Here is a 26897-nt window from a genome sequence, read left to right on the forward strand (position 1 = left end):
CCTGGCCAATGCGCAACTTAAAGACTGTAGATATATGATTATATAATTATACAATCGGGTGCCGTATACTTATTTGCCAATTGCCACGTTATATGAAATCTTTTTTTAAAAAGCTTGTCTTCCTTGCAGCGTTCTTTCAGTTCCCTGCCTGGTATACGTCCTTTGCCGGCTACCCGGTGAGGGCCTATCTTGGGATTGATCAGGGTTTGTCGAACAATTTTGTAAGATGTATCTACCAGGATAAAAATGGGTTTATGTGGTTTGGTACTTATGACGGACTAAACCGCTATGACGGATATGAGTTCAAGATCTTTAGAAATAGTTTCAAAAACGACCGGTCACTGATTAACAACTGGATCAATGCCATCAGTGAAGATGAGAAAGGGAATTTGTGGATAGGAACAAGACAGGGAGCATGTGTTTACCAAAGTTTGTATGACAATTTTTCTTTCCTTTATTATTACACTCCTGGAAAAAAAGCGGAACAGCTAAAATCGGTTGTCAAAGACATTGAAGCGGACCTGCAGGGAAATATGTTTGTTGCTACAGCCGACCAGGGCTTGCTTTTTTTCCCAAAAGGAGAAAGGGTTGCCTACAGCATACCACTGGAGAAGGATGCCGGTTCATCTTATGATGCTACCTCAGTCAAAACAGGAAATGATAAAAATGTTTGGTTTTTTGTTTCTAACAAAGGACTGTATGTTTATGAGTATGGAACAAACAAGGCAAAGCTTGTAAATGCAACCATCAAATCAGCTAATTGTATTGAAGCGGCGAATGGTTATTTGTGGATAGGAACAAATGAGGGGCTGTTCCGGTACAATATCAATTCCAATTCCTTCGACAAAGTTTATAATGTAGCGAATGGAAAATTGAACTACAATGTAGTTGCAGGGATCACAATGAATAAAAGCAATGAATTGTGGATTGCAACAAATGGAGGCGGGGTTGTTATTTTGAATACAGAAACCGATGAAACACAATTTTTGTCGGGTACCAAAGAGGCTGGTTCTTTATCGAGCAATGCTGTTTATTCTATCTGGATTGACAAACAATCAAGAAAATGGATTGGCTGTTTAAGAGGTGGAGTCAATGTTATTGATCCCAATAAAGAACGTTTTCAAAATATTGTTTCCGGTAATTCCACAACCAACACGCTTGTCAGTAATTATATTTTGTCGTTTTATGAAGCACCCAACAGTGATTTATGGATAGGAACGGATGGAGGCGGCTTGAGCATTTGGAACAGGAGATTGAACTCGTTTACCAATTACCGCCACGAAAGTGGGAATCCATATTCATTAAGCGACAATTTTGTTACCGACATCCGGCCGGATTTTCAAAACAATATCTGGATAACCACCTATCGTGGAGGAGTAAATCGTTTTGACAACGGAAAGTTTGAGCACTATAACTGTGTTGACCCCCATAACGCTGCGCTCACTTTACGTCCTATAGGTCCGAATCTTCTTGAAGATGCTGAGAAAAATTTCTGGCTAAGCACCCAGCAATACGGCCTGTTTAAATTGAACCGGGAGAAGAGGGTTTTCGAATTGTTTGATGACAGGCTTAAGGATCTGTTTTCGCTGAAGGAAGATAAGAATAATGTTTTTTGGGGAGGCAACATCAATCATTTGGTTCAGATTGATAAGGTCAGCAAAAAACATGTTTCTTATTTTATTGGCAAGCCGGTTAATGTTATAACAGAAGACAGCTCAGGTAATTTTTGGCTCGGTACGGAGGGGGGAGGATTAATTCTGTTTGACAGGAAGCAGGGAAAAATTATTGCGCGTTACACTACAGATGAAGGACTGTGCAGCAATTCCGTATTGACGATCCTTGAGGATGCAGAAGGTAATCTTTGGATGAGCACTTTTAATGGTATTGCCAGGTTTAATCCCGGGAGCAAAACATTTAAAAACTATTATCAGGGCGATGGATTGCAAAGCAACCAGTTTAATTACCATGCTGCATTGAAATTAAGATCCGGTGAAATTGTTTTTGGTGGTATTAAAGGATTTTCTTTGTTCCGCCCCGAAAGTATTGCCATAGTTAATGGTAATCCCAAAGTTTTTTTAACAGGTGTGAAAGTTGCCAACACTCCGCTTGAACAGGATTCTTCACTTAAAATCCAAACCAGTTCCAATCGTATTGAGCTCATCAGAATACCTTATAATAAAGCCTTTCTTTCATTTGAGTTTGCAGCGTTGGAGTATTCTGCACCGGATAAGATTCAGTATGCCTATTATATGCAGGGATCGGATAAGGACTGGATCTATTGCGGGGAGACGAGGAAAGTAACTTATAACCATCTTTCAGAAGGCGTTTACACATTCAGGGTTAAAACAACCAATACCGAGGGTCAGTGGAACCAGGAAGAGGCGCAGATCAGGATCATTGTTCTCCCTCCCTGGTACAGGAGCTGGTGGGCATACCTGATATATACAGTGATGGTTGGCGGAGCTGTTTACTTTTATCTGCAATACCGCGCAAAGCGAACCAGGCTGCAATATGAAGTGAAAATTGCAAAGCTTAATGTAGAAAATGAGCGCCTGGAAAAGGAAAGGAGCCTGGCCGAACTGGCGGTGGAGAAAACGGAGCTGGAGAAGGAGAGAGCGGAGAGGGAAAGAGAACATGCCGAGCGTGAAAAGGAAAGGATCCTGAATAAGAAAGAAAGGGAAATTCATGAGAAGAAAATTTCTTTCTTCACCAGTATATCTCATGAATTCAGAACACCACTGACATTAATTATTAATCCCGTGAAAGAGTTACTGGGGAAGCGCTCCGGTGAACAAAATGACAAAGAGGAATTAAATGTTGTTTATCGTAATGCAAGGCGGATGCTCAGTCTTGTTGATCAGCTGCTTTTATTCAGGAAAACGGAGAGTGGTTTGGATAGTATAAAACCATCCAGGCTGAACCTTCATGACCTGGCGTACGAAGTGTATTTATGTTTTGTACGGCAAGCGAAAGCGCAGCGCATTAATTATATTTTTGATTGCCCGAATAGGAACCTGGAAATATATGCCGACAGGGAGAAACTTGAGATCATATTATATAATCTTCTTTCCAATGCATTAAAATATACTCCCGCTGATGGCAGCATAAAAGTGTTGTTTGAAGAATCAGAGGAAGATGTGGTGATCAGGGTTGAAGACAATGGTGCAGGCATTCCGTCTGCAACCGGAGAAAAGATCTTTGAAAAATTTTATAAGGCAGAAAGAAAGGGAGCCAGTTCCCCGGCTGGCTTTGGTATAGGTCTGTTCCTTGTAAAGCATTTTACAGAACAACATGAAGGAACGGTTTCCTATGAAAGTGAGGAAGGACACGGAACAACTTTTATATTAAAACTTCGGAAGGGTAAAGCGCATTTTGGCGCGGATGTTATTATTTCAGAAACAGAGGCTGTACCCCAATTGATCGAAGCGCTCAAGGAAGAGGCCGAAACCGGGGAGAATAATGAGAAAGAGGAACCTTTAACGGAACTGGTTTCTGAAAAGCAATCTATTCTGATCATAGATGATGATGAATCTATCAGGCAATATCTTGTCCGCTTATTTAAAGACACATATATAACATACCAGGCAGAGAATGGGGAAGCTGGTTTGGCTATGGCCCAAAAGTATTTACCCGACCTGGTTATTTCTGATATTCACATGAAGCAGATGAGTGGGATAGAGCTTTGTAAGGCAGTTAAGGAAAGCGAGCAGTTAAGCCATATCCCCGTTATCTTACTTACCGGCGCCACGTCTGATGAGCTCAAGTTACAGGGAGTGGAGGGAGGCGCGGATGATTATATTGTAAAACCTTTTGACAGTAAACTGGTGGTTGCACTGGTTACCACTCTTCTGAAGAACCGCCATGCGATTCAAAAATATTTTTACAACGAGATAACTTTCAACAAAAGCGATTTCAAGGTTTCTGCCGAATATAAAGAGCTTTTGGACAAATGCATTCTCATTGTTGAAAAGCATTTAAGAGATAAGAACTTTAGTATTCAAACTTTGCTCAGCGAGCTGGGCATGAGCCATTCCAACCTGCTTCGTAAAGTAAAACTGGTTTCCGGGCAGCCGGTAAATACCTTTATCCGGTCCATCCGCCTCAGGAAAGCCGCCGAGCTATTTATCAATACGGATTATAGTATCAAGGAAACCGCTTACACTGTGGGCATCAGGGATATTAAATATTTCCGGGAGCAATTCAATAAGCTTTTCGGTATGAACCCGTCTGATTATGTAAAGAAGTACCGTAAGGTTCATGGAAAGCAATATACGGTTGACAAAGAGTCTATCCTTCCTCAAACTAAATCCATTTAGTGAGGGGAAGAGCGGCATCATTATTATACGGCCCTTCCCTTATCCTGCGTTATAACCTTTTGCAGTTACTCATGATAATCTTTTTTCCGTCCATTCTTTAAGCATTGAGGGAGCAAGCGATCACAGAAACCTGGCTGTAGTAGCCAGAATGTCATGTGTTGTTCCTTGTTTATATATTTATTAGTGTCATAATGACGGTTTAAATTCACCCTTAAGTATTCATCATTGAGAGTTATAATCCCGGTTCCGGATACCAAACGGTGATCATCATCACAGATCCTCTAAATCGATTATCTGAAAAGACAAGTGATCGGCATTCCCGGAAGAGCGGTCAGGATGAATATGGTTATATATTAATTGTCAGTTTTATTTGAATACCCTGTTTTGGCGTTTCCACCCCCCTTTTTGGGAGTATACCCCCCTCCTGAATTTCCCAAAACATTTATTTTAAACAGGTAGATTTACGCTATCGATTTTTTAAACCGGTTTTTCTTCCGGTTTGGAACGATTTGATTTGAATAAGGGCTTTACCTATAAGTCAGGGCTGATACATCCGATTCCACGGTTTATGTCCACTGTCCGCCACTAAATCGATTAATAAAAAAATTTATAAAGGATCCTGATTGCTGGCTAAATGAAAAAGAAGATTTCCATACACGACATAGCCAAAGAACTTAATCTTTCAGCTACCACCATATCTTTTGTATTGAATGGCAAGGGGGATGAAAAGAAAATCAGTGAGGATGTTCGCAGAAAGGTATCAGATTATATAAAAAAAGTAGGCTATCAGCCAAACATGATAGCAAAAAGCTTACGAACGGGGAAATCCAATATTATAGGAATGCTGGTGGAAGATATTTCCGATCCGTTCTTCTCCGGTATTTCCAGGGGAATTGAAGCCATCGCATATAATCATAAGTATAAAATATTCTTTGCGAGCACTGAAAATGATACCGAGAAAACAAAAGTATTGATAAAATTATTCCGGGAGCGACAGGTAGATGGGTATATTATGGCGCCCCCTTCGGGCGTAGAAGATGAAATAAAGGCGCTTATGGATGATAATGTACCGGTGATCCTTTTTGACCGCTACCTGCCTTCTCTTAATACCAGTACTGTAATCATTGATAACTACTCCGGTTCATACCAGGCGGTAAGGCATCTGAGGGAAAATGGTTATTCCAACATTGCCTTCATAACGCTTAACTCGGAGCAAACGCAGATGCATGGCCGGCTGCAGGGTTATATCAAGGCTATGGAAGAGGGCCTGTGCGATCCGATCGTTGCAAAGCTCCCATATAAATCAAGTAGCCAGGTGAGTACAGAAAAATTAGTGCAGGAGTTTATTAAGGAACATGATAAAATTGATGCGATCATTTTTGCGACTAATTATTTAGCCACAAACGGGCTAAAAGCGATCAGGGATTTGGGATTAGCGATACCGGGTGATATAGCGGTAATAGGCTATGACGATAATACCCATTTTAATTTATTTTCTCCTTCCATCACAGCCGTAGCTCAACCAATAGAAGAAATAGCACAGGAAGTAGTACAGCAACTGATCAATGCTTTATCAGATGAAAGGGAAAGCAAAAAACGAAGAACGGTAACATTACCGGTTAAGTTAATTGTAAGAGATTCTTCTTTTCCCAAAGCGAAAAAGGAAATTATTCACACAGCGCCATCAACTATGAAGAACAGTTAATCGGTTAAGTAATCAATCAAAATTTCAATAATAACTAATAGGGTAAAAAGGCGGTTTTTACCCTAACAGAATTCTTTTGTCTTTTATAAACTTCCACTATGAAAAAAAATCTAACCGCAGATGTTCTGCTACCTTCAGGTATTTGGAGGCAAGTGTACGGTAAGGTTCACCTGGTTTTCCTGGCTGCAATGCTGTTTGTATTTTCTTCTGCCAGGGCACAGGTTGCCGATACAACAAAGGTTGATCCAAAATCCGGGGCTGCAGTTGAGATGCCGGAAAACGCCGCGATTGTTCCAATTCTTTATGGAGAGCAGGCGAAAAGCAGGTTACTCCAGTCGGTAGCCACTGTTTACACCAACCAGTTAATCACAACGCCAAGCCCGCAGTTCCTGCAGGCCCTACCTGGCCGCCTGCCCGGGCTGAATATCACTTTTGGCAGCGGAGGGCCAGGCCTGGACGGCAACGGGATGAGCTTCAACATCCGCGGCGCAAGGGCGCAGATCATCCTGATTGACGGTGTGGAAAGAGGGTACCAGTCTATCGACCCGGAACAGATTGAATCTATCACCGTATTAAAAGATGCACTTTCAACAGTGATGTTCGGTCAGCGTTCCTCGTACGGAATAATCTCCGTCAGAACAAAAAAAGGAGATGTAGGCAAGCCCCGTATTTCATTTACCGCCCAATCGGGTTTTGAAACGCCAACAGCTCTTCCCAAACCTTTGCCTGCCTGGCAGTATGCTACCCTGTATAATGAGGCCAGGCAAAACGACGCCGGTATAACACCGGTTATTCCTCAATATTCCCAGGACCAGATCGATGCCTATAAAAATCAAACAGATCCCTATACCTATCCTGATGTAGACTGGTACAACACCGTGCTGAGTAAAAGAGCCGGTGTATCGCGGTACAATCTTAATATACAGGGCAGTGGAAAAGGATTCAGGTATTTTGTTGACCTGGATAATATGAAAGAAAAAGGAATTATCAGGACCAGTGATGAGAATAAGTATAATACAAATGCCCAGCTGAACAGGTATGCATTGCGTTCGAATGTTGGTGTTGATATAACACCGGTAACTTTTATGCAATTGAACCTCTTCGGCCGTTTTCAACGCTACAACCAACCGGGAGGAGGTGTTTCGGGCATTTTTTCATCCCTGTTAACTACCCCCCAACTTGCGTATCCTGTTTTCAATCCTGATGGGACATTAGGAGGGAGCGACAAATACCAGGGTAATGCGAACATCTGGGGCCAGGCCGTTGCCCGGGGATATCAGTTCCAGGATGTGAGAGATATTGCAGTTGACCTGGAGGTTACCCAGAAACTGGATGTACTTACAAAAGGTCTTGTGCTGAAGGCTAAAGCTTCCAACAACAATACCACCTATTTCACCACCAAACGGGACAAGAATTTTGAAGTATACCAGTATCTGGACGGGGCTTACACGAAGTATGGGTCAACAACCGAGCAAACAACCGGGGGAGGCGCAAATGAAAGGTATCGCATTGTATATCTGGAAGGATCGCTTGGTTATGACCGGACTTTTAAAAAGCATGCTATTTCTGTATTGACAGTGGCGAACCAGCAAAGCAGGCTGGCATTTAATACCACGAACCTTCCGGAAAATTACACTGCGTACTCGGGTAAACTGAACTATTGTTTTGATGAAAAGTATATAGCCGAAGGTGCTGTTAGCTATGGGGGATACAACTGGCTGGCGCCATCAAAACATTGGGCAACATACTGGGCCGGCGGGCTTGGCTGGAACCTGCATAAGGAAGCGTTCATCAGCCGTAACCTGCCTTTCATCAGCAATCTGAAATTAAGGGCCAATTATGGGCTCACCGGCCAGGTAAATGCCGGGTACTTTTCCTATATACAAACCTATTTCAGCGTTAATGGTTATTGGTTTGGCTCCGGCTCTTCACTTGAAAGAGGTTCAGGGGAGAATGCCATTGCCAATACAGGCCTTAATCCTGAAAAAGCCAAAAAGTTCAATGCAGGCATTGATCTTGGGCTGTGGAACAACAAGGTGACAATAACTGCGGATTATTTCTTTAATAAGTTCTATGATCTTGTTGCAGCGCCTACTTTAACAACGGCTGTTTTTGGTGCGGGATATCCGGCACAGAACTACCAGCGATTCAATTACTGGGGTACAGATATTTCCGTGAACTGGCAGCAGCGCATAAAAGCGTTTAACTATTTTGTTTCCGGTAATTTCTCTCTTGTTCAGTCGAAGGTGGTTTATAATGCGGAATTGCCCAAAAATTACGATTACCAGATCACGACAGGAAGGCCGGTAGGGCTGCAGTATGGTTATACCGCAATTGGCCTGTTTAAATCCTATGATGAGATCAATGATCCCGCTACTGCGGTGATGCCTTCCTCTCCAAAATCTTCCCTGAGACCTGGCGATATACGCTACCTGGACCGCAATGGTGACGGGCAGATTACAGTGGATGACCAGAGCCCGATTGGCAACGCAAAACCCGCAATATATTATGGTCTCTATACCGGATTTAGTTTTAAAGGTCTTGATCTCTCCATACTTATCCAGGGCACATTAAACCGCCAGAGTATTTTAAGCGGCGATTTCATGAACGGTTTTGGGAACAGCGGGCAGAATAATGCCTATGAGTATAACCTGGGCCGGTTTACAGCAGCAACCGCAGGAACTGCCAAACAACCAAGGTTGTGGTTGGGTAACAACACCAATAATACACAAACATCCTCTTTCTGGTTGAAGGATAATGATTTTGTGCGCCTGAAAAACGTAGAGATAGGCTACACTTTCCCTGAAAAATTATCCCGCAAAATTGGTCTTCCTTCTGTGCGACTGTTCACCAATGGATTGAACCTGCTTACCTGGGCAGAAATTTATGATATAAGGAAAGATCTCGATCCGGAGGCCTGGGGCGCTGCTTATCCCATTATGAAGATTTTCAATTTCGGTATCAACATTAAATTTTAACCGACAATGTATTGTTGTATGAAAAAGAATTATGGCTGGATCTGTCTTATTTTCGCTGCAGTCATTTTTACAGTATCATCCTGTAAAAGAGCGTTTGAAGACAAACCTCTTGAGCTGCTTACTATAGACTATATCTTCGATGAGAATGACCCTACCGGTGACCAGGCATATAAGTGGGTGACAAATATATATGGGAAAATCCCTTCCGGGTATAACCGGATGCTGGGTGGTTCCAGTTTTGGCGGCAATAATTCAGCCAGGAGTAATATTTCCCTGGTACCGCTGGAGTGCTTTTCTGACGATGCTGTTCCAAGCGGCGATGGAAATGAGGGATGGAATGTTATTCGCGGCGGGTACAGTCCTGTAGCTACATTTGATGACAACTGGGGCAATTGTTATAGTGCTATAAGGGCAGCGAATATTTTTTTAAAATATTACCAAAAAGTTCCGTGGGCGGATTCCTCCCGCAAAGTATGGTTGCCTAACGAGGCCCGTGCGCTCAGGGCTTACTTTTATTACGAACTGGTAAGAAGGTATGGAGGTGTGCCACTGATAGGTGATAAAATTTTTGATTCAAATGATCCCGAGTTGTTAAACCTGAAACGCAACAGCTTTGAAGAGTGTGTAAACTACATTGTATCAGAACTTGACATAGCTAAGGACAGTCTGCGTCCGGATGCCTCCCTCGCCGGCAGAACAACTGATGCCGATTTCGGAAAAATGCGCAAAAGTATTGTGATGGCAATTAAGGCAAAGGTATTGCTCCTGGCAGCGAGCCCTTTATTTAATCCTTCGCCAACTCCCGGCAGGTCTTATACCGGTTATTCTTCCTACAGTGCAGAAAGATGGAAAGCGGCTGCAGATGCTGCGAAAGCAGTGATGGATCTGGGTATTTATGACCTGGAGCCTAATCGTTATACTTTGATGTTGGCAAGGGCGAACAAGGAACACATTTTTTTCCGGATGAGTGATCCGCGTATTGATAATGTATATGCCTATTACATGTCTCCTCCCGGATACAAACCTGCCAACCGCAATAGTGAAGGACGTGTAAGTCCCACGCAGGAATTTGTTGACGCCTTCCCGATGAAGAACGGGAAAGCAATCGCTGATCAATCTTCCGGGTATGATCCATTAAACCCATATACCGGTCGCGATCCGCGTTTGGAACAGACCGTGTTTTATAATGGCGCTAAATGGCTGCAAAGACCCGTAGAAACTTTTGAAGGTGGAAAGGATAAACCAAATGATGCAACCCTTGCTCCTGTGCAGACACAAACCGGCTATTACGCGAAAAAGTTTTGTGCAAATGACAGCAGCAGTGCCAACTATACCAGCACTTTTTACCGGGACGCCGGTTTTATTCCGCCGGGGTGTATTATCAGGTATGCGGACATTCTTTTAATGTATGCCGAGGCGCAAAATGAGTATTCAGGGCCTGATGCCTCTGTATATGCAGCTGTTGAAAAAATCCGGCAGAGAGCCGGTCTTTCTCCTTATACGCTGCCTCCCGGATTGTTGCAGGGGCAGATGCGTGATGCTGTACGTAATGAGCGTCGTATCGAGTTAGCATTTGAAGAGCAGAGGTTTTGGGACATCCGCAGGTGGAAAACTGCGAAAGCCGTTTACGGAACTGCGCTTCATGGAGTTACTATTACCAAAAACGCAAACGGCACATTCAACTATTCCCCGAAGGTGGTTACCACTCCCTATTTTACAGATGCCATGTATCTGTTTCCTATCGCAATAAAGGAAACGCAGGTAAATAGCGGAATTGAGCAGAACCCCGGGTATTGAATCTTTTTGTTACAATAAACAGCATAAAATGAAAATAAAGATATTCATATTGATGTGGTTTTCGCTGATGTCAACTGTTGCATGGTCTCAGAATATGATCATAAGAGGGCGTGTTGTAAATGATAAAAATGAGGCGATAAGCGGAGCCACAATTTCAGAACTGGACAACAGGAAGAACGGGATCGTTTCTGATGAGCACGGGAATTATACCATCTCGTTAAAGCCCGGCGGTGTAAGGAAACTGGTGATCACCTGCATAGGCTATCTGCCCCAAACCATTACCGCGGTTGCAGGCGCTCCGATGCTCGTTCACCTGACGCCGGATGTAAAGGGCCTGGAAGATGTGGTGGTAGTTGGTTTTGGGCGTCAGAAAAGGATTACAAGCACAGGGGCCGTTAGTTCGGTAAAGGGTGAAGAGATCAGGACTGTTCCTACTGCCAGTATTCAGAATACGCTTATCGGCCGTTTGCCTGGTTTTTTTAGCCAGCAAAGAAGCGGGCAACCCGGGGCAGACGCCGCTGATTTTTTTATCAGGGGAGTTAATTCTATTACCGGCGATAATAAACCGCTGATCATTGTAGATGATATAGAGTATGACTATACGCAGCTTTCACAGCTGAATGTAAATGAAGTTGAATCTGTTTCCATCCTGAAAGATGCGGCTACAACATCCATTTACGGGTTAAAAGGAGCCAACGGAGTTCTGGTTGTGACTACTACAAGGGGGCGTATAGGAAAGCCACGGATTAACTTCACCGCAGAAAGCGGTATTAACCAAACTATCAGGATGCCGACATTCCTTGATTCGTATACTACAGCCCTGCTTCGCAATGAAGCAACTATAAATGATGCTTATGGCCAGTCCCAAACCCCTGTGCTTCCATTTACCCCGGAGGATCTGCAGAAGTTCAAAGACGGCTCTGATCCTTATGGTCATCCAAATGTTAACTGGGCGGATGTTTTATTTAAAAAAGCATCAACACAATCCCGTTATAACGTGGATGTAAGCGGGGGAAACTCTCTTGTGAAATATTTTACATCATTAGGTTATTTTTCCCAGAATGGTATTTTGAAAGACTTTAAGCCGGTGGGGGATTATGTTAATACCAATTATTTCTACAGGCGTTTTAATTACCGTTCGAATCTTGATATTACCCCGACAAAAACGTTAAAGATCCGGTTTGATGTCAATGGCCGCTTTGAAACAGTTAACAATCCAAGCGGACCTGTAGAGGGCGCCGGGCTTTTTTATGAGCTGGGTGCATTCCGTTACATGGCTCCTTATGCCATGCCGGTAATAAATCCCAATGGCAGCGCCAGTTACGCATCACATTTGGGAGCCACAACCAACAACGGCGCTATTAACCCGGTTTTCAGGTTGGCAAACGGCGGGTATATAAGAAGTTTCAGGAACAACTATAACATTGTGGTAGGTGCAGACCAGTTGCTTGATTTTATAACTCCGGGTTTATCTGCTAAAGTAAATGTTTCTTACGCCGGCAATAATAATGAGGGCCGCAATCTTAACCGCAGTGGTTTGCCTGCCTATAAGTATAACGCTGCCACGAACTCTTATTCAATAAGGGACGCGGGTCAATACCGCATGCTGCCATATTCAGTTGCCGCTCCAAGCAGCGCTTTTAATTCTACCACTATTCTTCAGGCGTCCCTTAATTATGATCGCACCCTTGGTGGCCATCATTTCACCGGGCTTGTGCTGTTAAATCAGCGGAATTATATAAATGGTGTAGCGATTCCCATCAACTACCGGGGCACCACTGCGCGACTGGATTATGATTTCAGGCGTAAGTATCTCCTGGGCATTACCGTTGCCCGTAATGGCAATGACCTGTTCCAGGAAAGCAACCGGTATGGAATATTCCCGGCAGTATCGTGGGGGTATAACCTGGCTGAAGAACCGTTTTTTAAAAACCTGTTTCCATTTTTCGACATGTTTAAAATCAGGGGGTCTTATGGCCTTGTGGGATCAGATGCCAGTTATCCGGGTACAGTGACCTCTGTTATCCAGTATGCTACCACGGGATCGAATTATTATGGTAATACCACGGTAGAAGGAGCATTGGTAAATCCTGATGTTACCTGGGAAAAAGAAAAGAAGACAGACCTCGGTTTGGAGTTGAACATGTTCCAGGGAAAAGTTACGCTGAGCGGCAGTTATTTTTATAACTACCGTTACGACCAGTTGATCGACCAGGGAGGCGTTCCCTTGTTGATTGGACAAGGGCTTCCAAAAAAGAATATTGGCAGATCAGAGAACCAGGGATTTGATGGAATGATCACCTACAGGAATGATAAGGGAAAGATCAATTATTCGATCAGCGCAAATGCTTCTTATGCAGTAAACCGTATAGTTTATATAAGTGAGGCTCCGGATTATCCTTACCAGGCCAGAACGGGAACCAGGCTGGGTTTAACCATGGGGTACCATAGTCTTGGATTTTACCAGCAGGATGATTTTGATGCGAATGGGAAAGTGAGAAAAGGCATTGCCGCACCGTTATGGAGTGTTATACAACCGGGCGACCTGAAGTATGCTGATATGAACGGGGATGGCGTTATTACAGATGCTGATAAAACCTGGTTATCGAAACCTAATTTACCCAGCACCGTTTTAGGAGCTGAATTTACAATTGGTTATAAGGGATTAACATTAAGAGCGCTGCTGCAGGGGTCTTTTGGTTATTCTGTACAGGTAATAGCTGAAGGCGCCGGTGATGCTTTCAACGGTAACCTACGCCCCTGGAACCTGGAACGCTGGACACCCGCAACAGCGGCTACCGCCACTTATCCCCGCATTGGTTTAAACTCCAACATAAATAATATCTCCTGGCAAACGGTTTCTGATTTCTGGTTTGCCGATACCTGGTATGCCCGGTTAAGATCACTGGAGCTGGCTTACCAGATTCCACGGGGATGGTTAAAAAGCACGAAGGTAGTTCAGAATGCGAGGGTGTATGTTTCAGGATATAATCTTGTGAATATACAGGAAATGGGTAAGTTCCAGCAGGACGCTGAAATTGCTAACGGCACCGGTGGCGCCTATCCCAATACTGCAAACTTCAACTTTGGATTGCAACTAGGCTTCTAACTCAAAAAAATTACTTATGACCAGACATATATACAGGAGAACCTTATTGGCAGGGTTGCTTATAGCTGCAGGTTTTATCACTGCCTGCAAAAAAGATTTCCTCGATCAGAAAACATTATCAGCTATTGATGAAACAGCGGTTTTTCGGGACAGCACCAGGTCACTGGGCGTGGTTAATAACCTTTATTCAAGCCTGGGAATATCTTTTAATCCCCGGAGATTCAATAATACCGGGTTAGACGCGGCTTGCGATGAATCGGAGCCTATTGCTGATCCTACTTTTTACACCTATAAAATTTCAAGTGGCGGCATTAATGCCAACAATGCCGACAGGGGGCTTTGGGGAACCACTTTCCAGATGGTGAGAGCTGCGAATATTTTTCTGAAGAATAAAGACAGCATCCCTGTATCAGTTGCAACGAGGGACTACTGGGTGGGGCAGGTACGGTTTTTAAGAGCATGGTATCTCTTTACCCTGTTAAAACATTATGGCGGCATACCATTAATAGGCGATAAAATATTTGCCGACAATGAAAAGATAGATGTTCCGCGCAGCTCATTTGAGACCTGTGTTAAATATTTAACCGATGAACTGGATGCGGCTGCTGCCTTACTCCCGCTATCTTACCGTTCCGGAGATGTAAATCAGTTGAAAGTGACAAAAGGGGCTGCATTGGCAGTAAAGGCAAGAATGCTTTTATACGCAGCCAGTCCCCTGTTCAATAGTGGGTCAAGAGCTGATGATCCCGAACATCTGCTCACTTTTGCCAGCGCAGATCCCGAACGCTGGAAACAGGCTTCAGAGGCTGCAAAGGCGGTGATCAGCCTGGGTGTTTATAGTTTGTATACCTCCTCAGCTACGCCTCTTTATACACTTTTCCTGCAAAATACGCCCCAGCAGGAGCATGTTCTCGTTTACTGGCAACCCTGGACAACTGCCAATAATTTTTATGTTGAAGCCAGCGCAAATCCAACTTCCAGGGGAGGTATGAACGGATGGGCCGGAACCAAGTATTTTCCGACGCAGGAGTTAGTAGATGAATTTGATATGATCAACGGGCTGCGGATAACAGATCCTGCTTCCGGTTATCCGGGTATAGGTGATAACATGTACAAGAACAGGGATCCACGGCTTACTTACACCATTCATTATAATGGCGCCATTCGCAGTATGGGCTCGTTTGGCGACCAGCCGGTCAATACCTATACAGGCGTAATTCCGGCAGGGAATGCAGCAGTAACCAGTGCCAGTGTTGATGGCATTTATACATCCACAGGTACATTAACCGGGTATTTCAGGTATAAGATGTGTAACGGCGGTGGCGGGGAACTGTATCGCCCATGGGTTGTGATGCGTTATGCAGAAGTGCTGTTAAATGCGGCTGAGGCAACAAATGAATTCCTGGGCCCAACTGCTGAAGTATATGACTGGTTGAAGATGATACGTAGCCGCGCAGGTATTATAGAAGGTGAAAATGGTTTGTATGGTTTGAAGGCAGGTATGACCAAAGAAGAAATGCGGGAAGCTATCTGGCACGAGCGCCGTGTGGAGCTGGCTTTTGAAGAGCATCGCTTCTGGGATGTGCGCCGCTGGAAGATCGCCCCCCGGACAGAAAATGCTGAAACACACGGAATGGAGATCACAAGGGCCGCGAATGGAAGTTTTTCTTACCGCGTGATCCCTATAAGAAAGCATGTATTTACCGAGGCAATGTATTTCTGGCCTATACCACAAAGCGAGTTAACGAAGTCGCCTGCTTTAAAACAAACGCCGGGTTATTAAAAGACAAGTTTAAAACAATTTTAATGTTCAAATTATGAGACGCATTATAACTGCCTTTACTCTTATTGCCGTTTTTTCAATCATTGGCTGTACAAAAGGAGGAACGCTGGAAAGGATCAGTGGCAGCCAATATACGGTTACATCGGCTGCGAGCAGCAAACAATTGGTGCCTGCAATAGATACCACGTCTGCCGGTACATTCACAGGTTTTTATGATGAGCAATCGAACATCCTGACCTTTACCATAACATGGACTGAGCTGTGGGGAGCAAACAAAGACACCATTACCTCGGTAAATTTTTACGGTCCTGCCGGTGTAACGGAAAATGGCGTTTTGGTGCGTTCCTTACCGTTTGTTAGCACAAACAATGAATCCAGGGTCAATTTAGGTTTAGCTGGTTTAAACGGATTCAGCGTGATCGAAAAGAAAGATTTCCTGGCAGGGGCCTATTACTTTACCATCAATACAAAGAAGTATCCCAACGGTATCATCAGGGGGCAGTTGGCTGTAAAAGAACAGTAAACCTGGCAGCCCGGAATTGAAGCGCTGCCACGAATTAAAGGCGATAGAAAATTATGGCCATACGGAATGACAATAACGATAAAAGAAAAATATTACAATGAATCAAGTAAAATACTTATCATTTTTCCTGTTCCTTTTTTACAGTATTTCAATATCAGCACAAACATTTGTGCATCCGGGAGGCTTACATACACAAAGCGATTTAGACCGGATGAAAACCCAGGTAGCAGCCGGAGCGCATCCGTGGATTGACAGCTGGAATGCATTGATTGCTCATCCCAAAGCGCAAAACACTTACACTGCGGCAGCGCAGGGCAACATGGGGGTCAGCCGTCAGCGGGCTTCCGCCGATGCTGTTGCTGCTTATCTGAATGCTTTGCGTTGGTACATCTCAGGTGATACTTCCTATGCAGCCTGTTCGCGAAGAATTCTGAACGCATGGGCCTATAGTGTAAACCAGGTTCCAAGTGGCCAGGACATTCCCGGATTAATGGGAATAGCGATTTATGAATTTGCAGTGGCAGGGGAAATACTGCGTCTTTATCCTAATTGGTCGCAGACAGATTTTAGCCGGTTTAAAAACATGATGACCACTTACCTGTATCCGAACTGTCATGATTTTTTAACCCGTCACAACAACACCTGCATCAGTCATTACTGGGCCAACTGGGATATCTGTAATATCACAGCCATTTTAAGCATTGGTGTACTGTGCGATGATACGACCAGGTTCAATGAGGCTGTTACATATTTTAAATCCGGTGCAGGCAACGGTAACATTACCAAAGCAATTCCTTTTTTGCATCCGGGAGGTTTGGCTCAGTGGCAGGAAACAGGCCGCGACCAGGAGCATGCGCTGTTGGGAGTGGGAATGCTGGCAAGCTTTTGCCAGATAGCGTGGAACCAGGGACTGGATCTGTATGGGTATGATAACAACCGCCTGCTTGCCGGTGCGGAATATACCGCCAAATACAACCTGTGGAAAGATGTACCATACACTACTTATAACAACTGTGATAACGTCCGCAATTTTTGGGCCTCGGAGCAAAATAGTGGCGGCAGGGGAAGATTGCAGCGCCCTATCTGGGAAATGATCTACAATCACTACGTGGTAAGAAAAGGATTAAGTGCTCCCAATGTAAAAGCCATGGCTGAAATAAACCGTCCGGAAGGATTTGAACATGATGATAACCTTGGCTTCGGTACGCTCTGTTATACACTAAATGCATCTGCTTCTCCTTATCCGGCGTCTCCTGCACCATCTGCGCCGGCAGGATTGCAGGCAACAGCCGGTGTGAAAAGGGTATGGCTAAGATGGAGCCCGGTGGCTACGGCAACCGGTTATAATGTATTACGTTCAACAACAGGCAGTGGCCCCTATACTACCATTGCAACCTACAGGGGAACCTTTCCTTTATATGAAGATACAAGCGTAATGAATGGTACCAGGTATTACTATGTTGTATCTGCCATTAACCAGGCAGGAACAGGCGGTAATTCTTCAGAAGTAAATGCAACGCCGGCAGCTACAGGTGCATTGCCTGCCGGTTGGAGTAAACAGGATATCGGGACGGTTGCTGTTGCAGGCACAACAGGTTATGCCAATGTAAGTAACGGAACTTTTGTAGTGAGTGGTTCCGGTGCGGGTATCGGCGGCGCGGCAGATGGTTTGAGCTATGTGTATAAAAGTATAACGGGCGATGCTACGATTACTGTACGGGTTGCAGCAGGTACATGGACTGGCGGCGGTTCACAGAAAACGGGCATCATGATCCGGGAGTCGCTTTCTTCCAATGCCGTTGCTTTCAGCATGACATCAGGAGATGGAGGTATTCGTGAAGCAAGATTTGGAAGCCGTACTTCCCCCGGCGGTTCCATGGGTTTTCAAACAGGTAATGCCTACACCCGTACACCTACCTGGTTCCGCTTGCAAAGAGCCGGAAATACTTTCACTGCCTATCAGTCGACCGACGGAAAAACATGGTTTGCCGTAGGTTCCCCGGTTACGGTATCAATGGCGCGCACCTATTATATTGGATTGGCTGTTTCCTCAAACAGTTCCGCTATAAACACAGCAACATTCGATAATATAACAATAGCAGGGCAACAGTAAGTGAAGAGGAGCTTGCAGGCATAGAAAGTATTTTGGAAATATTTACTGATACAAATTTTTTAACCTGACAAAATAAATCCTATGAACTTTTTTACACATGGTACTTTACCAAAGACCAGGAGGTTCAACTGCTTTTGGGCAGCGATCTTTATCTTTTTGTTTTCCTCAAATGTTGGGGCGCAAACCTTTGTGCACCCAGGTATTCCTCTTTCCAGCTCGGACCTGGGTATTTTGAAGGCTCATGTGCAGGCCGGTGATTATCCGTGGAAACAGGCTTATGATATCCTGGCGACAGATGGCAAGTCTCAACTGACCTATACCATGCAGGGGCCTTTTGCCTCCGTTAGCCGTAATCCTCATATAAATCGTAACCAGTGGATGAATGATATGAGCGCTGCATTTAACCTGTCGCTGATGTGGTATTTTACGGGCAATAATGCATATGCTATAAAATCGCGGGATATTTTAATGGCCTGGGCTAATACCCAAACGGAGTTTGTGGGCATTGAATCGAACCTGGACCTGGGTGATTTTGCTTATGCATACGGCGGTGCTGCCTCCATTCTCCGGGGCACCTGGAGCGGCTGGACGCCTGCCAATACCACTGCCATACAAAACCTCTTTAATAATGTGTATTGGCCCGCAACCGGTTGTGCCGGTTACGCATTAGGGCCTGCCAATAAAGGCACTTTGAGCATAGCGGCAGGTGCTGCTATCGCTGCATTTTCTGATGATCAGGCAAAAGTGGCACATATTATTTTCCTGATGAGATATATAGGTGCTACCGGGTTTAAGAACACGCTGCCCAGCGGGCAAAATGGTGAAAGCGGAAGGGATCAGGGTCATTCTCACGGTATGTGGAGCTCCCTGGCCTTTGCCGCAGAAGTTTTATGGAAGCAGGGCCTGGACCTGTATTCTGAGCTGGATAACCGGCTGCTTGCAACGGGGGAATATTTTGCCCGGAAAAATGCGGGTGAGCCCATAGGGTTTGTACCTTTTGGCCCTACTGACTGGTATTACCTAACCGACGAAACCGGCGTTTGGGATGGAGGAAGATGGGGATTAACCCTGCTGCATGGCGCTTATACAGTACGTAAAAATATAGCTTCCCCTTATGTGACAAAGCGGCTTACAGACATTCCAAGACGCTTTGATCCCGTATATACATGGTTTTATAAATCCGAGGACAATTCTACCGCCGTTGTTCCGCCGCAAACCCAGGTTGTTCCTGATCCCGGGAAAGTAGGCGCTGGTGGTTTAACAGATCTGGACGTTGGAGCCGCTTCTCCCGCAGGAGGCAGCACTTATAATAATAATGTGTGGACAGTAAGCGGAAGTGGAACGGACATATGGACACATTCTGCAGACGGCTTTCACTTCGTTTACAAAGAGGTGACCGGAAACTTTTCTATCATAGCCAAAGTGGATTCGGTTGGAAACACTGCTGCCAATGCAAGAGCCGGGGTAATGATCCGTTCTGACCTTACTGCTACATCCGCACAAAGGGCATGGATAGCGGTAACGCCCGGCAAAAAAGGAGAGGCCTTCATGCATGGATGGACGGAAGTAAGGGCAGGATCCAATTGGGAAAAACAATCGAGGGCAATCCCGGGTATTCCCTATTGGGTAAAAGTTGAACGGATCGGAGATATGATCACTACCTATTATTCTCCTGATGGCGCAAGCTGGGCAGTGGAAGTAGAGGGAAGGTTTGCCGGCTTTACCGGCAAGGCATACATAGGCCTGGCTGTTTGCTCCATGGCCAACGGCGTTCTGAACACTTCTGTTTTCAGCAATGTTAGCATTACAGGAGGACAGGGAGGCGTTGTTACCGTACCTGAAGCTCCGCATTCAGTATATGCATACGCTGGAAATAACCAGGTACGGGTTCGCTGGCTTTCTTCGTTTGGTGCAGAGAGCTATACGCTTAAACGCGCGGGCTCGGAAAATGGAACCTATACAACAATTGCGTCCAACCTTTCCGGGAACAGCTTTCTGGATAATAATGCAACGAACGGGCAAACCTATTATTACAAGGTTTGTGCTGTAAACGCTGCCGGCACAAGTCCTGATTCACCCGCAGATGCCGGTACGCCAAAAGCGCCATATGTGCCCCAAACATTAAATGGCCTGTACCGTATTATAGTAACGCATAGCGGTAAAGCCGTTGAGGTTAAAAACAGTTCGCTGGCCGACAGCGCCCTGTTGGGACAAAGAACGTATTCTTTTTCAGGTAACCAGCATTGGATCATAAGCCCCATATCTGGCACAGATTATAAGATAATTAATTTGCTCAGCGGAAAAGCTATGGATGTAGTGGGCAATGCAACAACGAATGGTGCGGGTATCGAACAACGCACCTACTCGAGTACAGATGAAGCCCAGGTTTGGTCCATAAAAGACAGGGAAAACGGAACTTTTAGTATTGTAGGAAAACCAAGTCAGAAATCCCTGGAAGTTCCCGGGTCAAATACCGCAGATGGAGTTGTAATGAACCTTAACAGGTGGCTTGACGGAACAAACCAGATCTTCAGGATAGAACCGGTTACGGACTCAGAAATGGACTCCGTTTATCTTCAAAAGCTGGCTGAGGCTATAAAATTGCGCGATACCACAGCGGTGACCACAACAAATGAACTGGGTAAATTTCCGGTAGCAGCCAAAGCCCGGTTAAATGACAGTATTATATATGTGCAGTCATCGTATAATTCCCAATCGACCGTTACCGAGGTTTGTGGTTATGTTGCTGTACTGGAAGCTGCAATTAAACGGTATAAGGCGTCTATGTATTACGGAATAAATTCCCTTGCTGATGGGAATTACTATCTTAAACCGCTTACCAATGATTCATTATGGACCAGGAACACCACCAACACGCCTTTATTTGATATAGTGAATTCCGATCCTTTACTCCAGATATGGAATGTCACAAAGCAGGGCAATGGCAGGTATAAAATTATTTGTCTCAGCGCACCGCCATCCTTCAGCAATTATATCAATGAAAGCGCACAATTTGGCCGTAGTGTTACGCCCTATTCGGATGCCTGGAATTCAATGAATATTTACTTCGACGGAACCTCGTATGCAGTTCAGAGAGCCCAAACGGCCGGCAATGGCTACTGGTATATAAGTGGTAATCAAATACAGTATATAGTTGGAAGTGATAACGATCCGGTTCCATATAGCTTTCCCTTCCGTTTTGTGCCCGTGGAAACTGTTCCTGTAAACCTGACAGTGGCCGCAGGCGATGCTAAAAATATCCTGGAATGGGACCCTGTTTTCAATTCCATTTATAACATAAAGCGTTCAACTACGCCAGGCGGACCTTATACCACTATTGCAAACCAGAGCGCCACCAGGTTCACAGACACCGCTGTGAATAATGGAACAACTTATTACTATGTAGTTGCTTCGACAGATAGTTCGGCTTTAAGCCCGGAGGTGGCGGCATTGCCGAATGTTGGCCAGATGGTTTACCTGAAGTTTGACGAAACAAGCGGAACACGTGCTATTGATAGCTGGGGGGCAACACACGGTACATTGGCAGCTGTGGCAACCCGTGCAGCCGGGAAGAAAGGAAATGCGCTTAAGCTGAATGGTACGGCCAATGCCTATGCCACATTGCCAACCGGGATCGTAAGTTCTTTATCAGATTTTACCGTTTCAGCCTGGGTGAAAATGGATGCAATGGCAAACTGGATGAGAGTATTTGATTTTGGCAATAGTACCACCCAGTATATGTTCCTTTCAGTTCAGGCAGGAACTACTACTGTCAATAATGTTAGTTCATCAATAGTCCGGTATGCTATTAAAAACGGCGGAACGGAGTTGAATGTAAGCTCCCCTTATGCCTTCCCGCTGAACACATGGGTTCACCTGGCTGTTACCCAATCAGGAGATACCGCCCGTCTGTATATAAATGGAGCTTTGGTATCAAGTAATGCGGCGATCAATATCAAGCCCTCACAACTTACCGCTGCGGGTACTGCTACCGGTACCACTTTAAACTACCTGGGTAAATCTCAATTCTCTGATCCGGTTTTCAACGGCTCTATTGATGAATTTAAGATTTACAGGAGAGCATTAAGCAATGCAGAGATTGCAGAAGGTATTGCACTAATTGTTGTAGATGATCAAAAGCCAATACTTACTGCACCTGCAGATCAGTTCTTCTGTAACGATCAATCGGGCGCCTACACCGTTCCCCCGTTAACAGCAACCGATAATAGCGGCATTGATTCGGTAAGTTATAGTGTAAGCGGAGCTACTTCAAGAAATGGAAACGGGACAGATGCCAGTGGTTCATTTAATGCCGGCCAATCAGTCATTACCTGGAAAGTAACCGACATACATGGTAATGTGAACACTGCGTCAACTACTGTAACAGTAAACGCTGCTATAAGTGCAAACATTCCTGATGTGTATGCTATGAACCCGGCAGTAGATGCAAAGAACACACTTTACATTGGCTATGGGCCAACGTCGTTGGCTGTAACTGCAAATTGTTCCGGTGGTACTGCACCATACACCTATCAATGGGGCGGTGGACAAACCACTCCGTCTGTCAGTGCAAATGCAGCCGGAACATACACGGTTGTTGCTACTGACAGCAAGGGATGTTCTTCAACCGGCGCTGTTCTCATTAAAACATTAGATGTACGTTGTGGCGGCAATAGCAATAAGGTAATGATCTGCCATAATAATAAAACGATCTGTATTTCTCCGGAAAGTGTTCAGGATCATTTGAACCATGGCGATTACCTGGGCAATTGTGCTGCGTCTGTAGTCTGGAAAGAAAATGAATCAGCGAAAGTAAGTAACGGGAATGTTATTGCTTATCCTAATCCTGTAACAGAGGTATTGAATATACAAATAAGTAAAACGGCCGCCGGTTCTGTTGTAAAATTGTATAATCAAAACGGTACGCTGGTAAGGACTTTGTTGATGAATGGAACATCCGGGGTTATTCCGGTTCATGGTTTAGCTGCCGGCCAGTATTATTTACAGATAAATACCCGGGGAGTGCTCACTGTCAGAAAGGTTGTGAAGCTATAATCCAATTATTCCGGTACTGACGGCAGTATTCGCTAATCGGCAGACAGGAAAAGCTATGGGAATAGTTTTTCCTGTCTGTTTTTATTAATCAAAAGAAGTTGATTATTATTAACCTTTTTAAACATACAGACTCTTTATAATGGAACGCAGAACATTAATTAAGGGAATGGGGATCGCGTTGCCTTCCCTGTGGTTATCCCGTGCATTGGGCAATACTTTTTTGCAAACAGAATACTTGAGCGAGCCCATTGCAAAAGGCCCGTTCAAACCTACGTGGGAATCTTTGCATAATTATAAGACGCCTGATTGGTTTCGTGACGCAAAATTTGGGATATGGGCGCACTGGGGGCCGCAATGCGAGCCTGAGGCGGGAGATTGGTATGCAAGGGGAATGTACCAGGAAGGTTCCCGGCAGTATAAAGTGCACCTGGAAAAATATGGCCATCCTTCCGCGTTTGGATTCAAGGATGTGATCAATAAGTGGAGAGGGGAGAACTGGGATCCCGAAGAATTAGTGAGTTTGTATAAAAGTGCCGGCGCACAATATTTTATGGCGATGGCTAATCATCACGACAATTTTGATTTATATGACAGTAAATACCAGAAGCATTGGAATGCTACTAAGATCGGGCCTAAGAAAGATCTGATCGGCGGGTGGGAGAAGGCCGCCAGGAATAATGGTCTTCCATTTGGTGTAAGCGTACATGCCTCACATGCGTGGAGCTGGTATGAAGTGGCGCAACGTTCTGATAAAACAGGCCAGTATGCAGGTGTTCCCTACGATGGGCATTTGACCAAGGCAGATGGCAAAGGAAAGTGGTGGGATGGTTTGGATCCGCAGGAACTGTATGCACAAAACCATCCCCTGAGTGAGAACAGCTGGAATAATAGCTCCATTCACAGGCAATGGGGATGGAGTAATGGCGTTTGTTTACCAGACAAAACCTATATTGAAAAATTTTACAACCGCACCATTGATCTTATTAATAAATACAACCCTGATGTAGTTTATTTCGATGACTCGCAACTTCCGTTCTGGCCGGTCAGCGATGCTGGTTTGCGTATCGCCGCACACCTTTACAATAAGAGCATAAAAGATCATGGAGAGCTTCGTGCAGTGATCAACGGGAAAGTATTGGATGAGAACCAGCGTAAAGCCATGGTGTGGGATATTGAAAGAGGACAGGCCAATGAGATCCAGCCGCTGCCATGGCAAACTGATACCTGCATTGGCGGATGGCACTATGAACGTAGCTTGTATGAACGTAACGGATATAAAACAGCAAAAACAGTTATTCAAACTCTTGTGGATATTGTAAGTAAGAATGGTAACTTAATGTTGAACATTCCTGTTAGGGGGGATGGAACTATTGATGAAAAGGAAAGAAAGGTTGTTGAAGAAATAGGAGCATGGATGAAAATGAACAGCGAAAGCATTTATGGCACAAGGCCGTGGAAAATATTTGGTGAAGGGCCCGCTCAGCAGGCTGCGGCACAGCTTAATGCCCAGGGTTTTAATGAAGGGAAAGGAAAATCGTTTACCCATGAGGATATTCGTTTTGCAACAAAGGGTGATGCGCTTTATGCCACTGCAATGGGCTGGCCTGAGAATGGCAGGCTGACTATCAAATGCCTGGCAAAGAACAGTCAGTATCTTCCGATAGGAATTCAAAAGCTGGAATGGGTGCCCACAAAGGAGTCGCTCACCTTTGAGAGAAATGAAGATGGTCTGATTGTTTCTCTGCCGGGAAGAACTTCTGATGAATTAACATATGCAAATGTGATAAAAATTATTTCATAGGAGTAATTGCCGTTTTTTGTAAGGATTCCGATAGCATTGAGGAGTGATATAATTTTAGAAACCAAAAGATATTCTTTTCAGATGATTTGTACCAGATTTTTATTGCTCTTGTTTTGCTGGCAACTGGCAGGTTTATGTTTGAAGGCTCAAATGAAGGGAGGCTGGGGAGACCAGGGAAATGGAACTTATGTTAATCCTGTTCTTCCGGCAGATTACAGCGATCTTGACGCTATACGCGTTGGGGATGATTATTACGCCATATCATCTACCATGCAATTTTCACCTGGCATGGTAGTGATACATTCCAAAGATCTCATCAACTGGGAAATTATTGGTCATGTGACCGGTGATCTCACACGCATTAGCCCACAATTGAACTGGGACCGGATGAATTGTTATGGCAAAGGCATTTGGGCAGGGTCCATCAGGTATTATAAGAATAAGTTTTGGGTGTATTTCGGGACGCCTGATGATGGTTTTTTTATGAGCGCTGCTAATGATCCTGCAGGGCCATGGGAGCCTGTTCAGCAATTATGGAAGGTAAGCGGTTGGGACGACTGCTGTTCATTTTGTGATGATGACGGACAACTCTATTTTATTGCTACCAATTTTGCAGTTGATGTTAAAAACAAAAAAAAGTACAATATCCATTTATTTAAAATGACGCCTGATGGAAGAAGTCTCATTATGGAGTCTGATTCCATCATCCATCAATCCAATGGGAGTGAAGCAAATAAGCTTTATAAGATCAACGGACTTTATTACCATTATTTCAGCGAAGTAAAACCGGAAGGACGTGTGATCATGATGGAACGTTCTAAAAATATATACGGCCCCTGGGAAATAAGGCAGTTAAATCATGTGGATCAAAAGCATGACAGAGAGCCCAACCAGGGTGGATTACTGCAAACACCGGCAGGTAAATGGTATTTTCTTACCCATCACGGAAGTGGAGATTGGGAAGGACGTCCTGCCAGTCTTTTACCCGTTGAATGGATCGATGGGTGGCCGGTGATTGGAGAACCAGGCGCCGATACAATAGGACGTATGGTTTGGGCTGGTAAAAAACCTATATCTTATAAAGAAAAAATTTCTATTCAGAGCAGCGATGAGTTTAAGACAGGAAAGTTAAATGTTCAATGGGAATGGAACTATCAGCCACGGGCCGGCAAATGGTCTTTAACAGAACGCAGGGGTTTTCTCCGGTTGTATGCTTTTACACCTATTTATTCAGGCAAGCAGGAAAACATAATACTCAGGGCAGGAAACACACTTACTCAACGCAGTATGCGTACGCCTGCCAATGTAGTAACGGTAAGGATCGACATCAGCCATATGGTTGACGGGCAATTCGGCGGACTGACACATTTTTCAACCACCAGCAATAGCTTGTTTGGTATCAGGCAGGAGAATGGAATACGGAGCCTGGTATATTCCGTCAACGGAAAGGATACTTCAGGGATAAGCGTTCAGGGGAAATCTATTTGGCTTCGCTCAACATGGGATGCCAACGGAACCAGTTATTATGCCTTTAGTACAGATGGAAGGGCTTACCAATCTTTCGGAGCTGCGTATCAGCTAACCTGGGGCAGTTACCGGGGAGACCGTATCGGGATTTTTAATTTTAATACTAAGGAAGATAACGGATACATTGATGTTGACTGGTTCCGATATGATTACGGGAAGTGATAAAGAATAAAAGCAGATGATCTTACAA

11 protein-coding genes are annotated in these 26897 nt (G+C 44.6%); all 11 read left to right on the forward strand.

The features are described 5' to 3' along the window. Nucleotides 1-92 precede the first annotated feature (92 nt). The 11 genes from ABIE50_RS08905 (at nt 93) to ABIE50_RS08955 (ending at nt 26869) form a co-directional block, all read left to right on the forward strand. A complete protein-coding gene (locus ABIE50_RS08905) occupies nt 93-4316 on the forward strand; it encodes a hybrid sensor histidine kinase/response regulator (RefSeq protein ID WP_209864424.1) in 4224 nt (1407 codons plus the stop codon). Between the two features lie 634 nt (nt 4317-4950). Further along, complete coding sequence (locus ABIE50_RS08910) at nt 4951-6021, forward strand: LacI family DNA-binding transcriptional regulator (RefSeq protein ID WP_209864421.1); 1071 nt, start codon at nt 4951-4953, stop codon at nt 6019-6021. 98 nt (nt 6022-6119) lie between these two features. Next, a complete protein-coding gene (locus ABIE50_RS08915) occupies nt 6120-8999 on the forward strand; it encodes a SusC/RagA family TonB-linked outer membrane protein (RefSeq protein WP_209864418.1) in 2880 nt (959 codons plus the stop codon). An 18-nt stretch (nt 9000-9017) separates the two neighbouring features. Then, nucleotides 9018-10796 (forward strand): RagB/SusD family nutrient uptake outer membrane protein, encoded by a 1779-nt coding sequence (locus ABIE50_RS08920; protein ID WP_209864416.1) that lies wholly within the window; start codon nt 9018-9020, stop codon nt 10794-10796. A gap of 28 nt (nt 10797-10824) precedes the next feature. Beyond that, the gene (locus tag ABIE50_RS08925) at nt 10825-13905 is read left to right on the forward strand and encodes a SusC/RagA family TonB-linked outer membrane protein (RefSeq protein ID WP_209864414.1); all 3081 of its coding nucleotides are present in this window, start codon (nt 10825-10827) and stop codon (nt 13903-13905) included. A gap of 16 nt (nt 13906-13921) precedes the next feature. Continuing rightward, complete coding sequence (locus tag ABIE50_RS08930; RefSeq protein ID WP_209864412.1) at nt 13922-15688, forward strand: RagB/SusD family nutrient uptake outer membrane protein; 1767 nt, start codon at nt 13922-13924, stop codon at nt 15686-15688. Nucleotides 15689-15722: 34 nt separating this feature from the next. After that, nucleotides 15723-16211, forward strand: coding sequence for a CHRD domain-containing protein (locus ABIE50_RS08935; protein WP_209864410.1), 489 nt, complete (start codon nt 15723-15725; stop codon nt 16209-16211). A gap of 97 nt (nt 16212-16308) precedes the next feature. Next, nucleotides 16309-18324: an alginate lyase family protein gene (locus ABIE50_RS08940; RefSeq protein WP_209864408.1), complete on the forward strand. Its 2016-nt coding sequence runs from the start codon at nt 16309-16311 to the stop codon at nt 18322-18324. Between the two features lie 81 nt (nt 18325-18405). After that, nucleotides 18406-23379 carry a LamG-like jellyroll fold domain-containing protein gene (locus tag ABIE50_RS08945; RefSeq protein WP_209864405.1) on the forward strand — a complete coding sequence of 1658 codons (4974 nt, stop codon included), beginning with the start codon at nt 18406-18408 and terminating at the stop codon, nt 23377-23379. Between the two features lie 139 nt (nt 23380-23518). Next, nucleotides 23519-25180, forward strand: coding sequence for an alpha-L-fucosidase (locus tag ABIE50_RS08950; protein ID WP_209864401.1), 1662 nt, complete (start codon nt 23519-23521; stop codon nt 25178-25180). An 81-nt stretch (nt 25181-25261) separates the two neighbouring features. Further along, nucleotides 25262-26869: a glycoside hydrolase family 43 protein gene (locus ABIE50_RS08955; RefSeq protein WP_209864397.1), complete on the forward strand. Its 1608-nt coding sequence runs from the start codon at nt 25262-25264 to the stop codon at nt 26867-26869. Nucleotides 26870-26897 lie beyond the last annotated feature (28 nt).

Origin of the sequence: Chitinophaga sp. OAE865, from assembly GCF_040546735.1 — a bacterium.
Classification (GTDB): domain Bacteria; phylum Bacteroidota; class Bacteroidia; order Chitinophagales; family Chitinophagaceae; genus Chitinophaga; species Chitinophaga polysaccharea_A.

Bases quoted from the DNA above. Each gene is read 5' to 3' on its own strand.
- ABIE50_RS08905 (WP_209864424.1), top strand. From the start codon at position 93: ATGAAATCTTTTTTTAAAAAGCTTGTCTTCCTTGCAGCGTTCTTTCAG.
- ABIE50_RS08910 (WP_209864421.1), top strand. From the start codon at position 4,951: ATGAAAAAGAAGATTTCCATACACGACATAGCCAAAGAACTTAATCTT.
- ABIE50_RS08915 (WP_209864418.1), top strand. From the start codon at position 6,120: ATGAAAAAAAATCTAACCGCAGATGTTCTGCTACCTTCAGGTATTTGG.
- ABIE50_RS08920 (WP_209864416.1), top strand. From the start codon at position 9,018: ATGAAAAAGAATTATGGCTGGATCTGTCTTATTTTCGCTGCAGTCATT.
- ABIE50_RS08925 (WP_209864414.1), top strand. From the start codon at position 10,825: ATGAAAATAAAGATATTCATATTGATGTGGTTTTCGCTGATGTCAACT.
- ABIE50_RS08930 (WP_209864412.1), top strand. From the start codon at position 13,922: ATGACCAGACATATATACAGGAGAACCTTATTGGCAGGGTTGCTTATA.
- ABIE50_RS08935 (WP_209864410.1), top strand. From the start codon at position 15,723: ATGAGACGCATTATAACTGCCTTTACTCTTATTGCCGTTTTTTCAATC.
- ABIE50_RS08940 (WP_209864408.1), top strand. From the start codon at position 16,309: ATGAATCAAGTAAAATACTTATCATTTTTCCTGTTCCTTTTTTACAGT.
- ABIE50_RS08945 (WP_209864405.1), top strand. From the start codon at position 18,406: ATGAACTTTTTTACACATGGTACTTTACCAAAGACCAGGAGGTTCAAC.
- ABIE50_RS08950 (WP_209864401.1), top strand. From the start codon at position 23,519: ATGGAACGCAGAACATTAATTAAGGGAATGGGGATCGCGTTGCCTTCC.
- ABIE50_RS08955 (WP_209864397.1), top strand. From the start codon at position 25,262: ATGATTTGTACCAGATTTTTATTGCTCTTGTTTTGCTGGCAACTGGCA.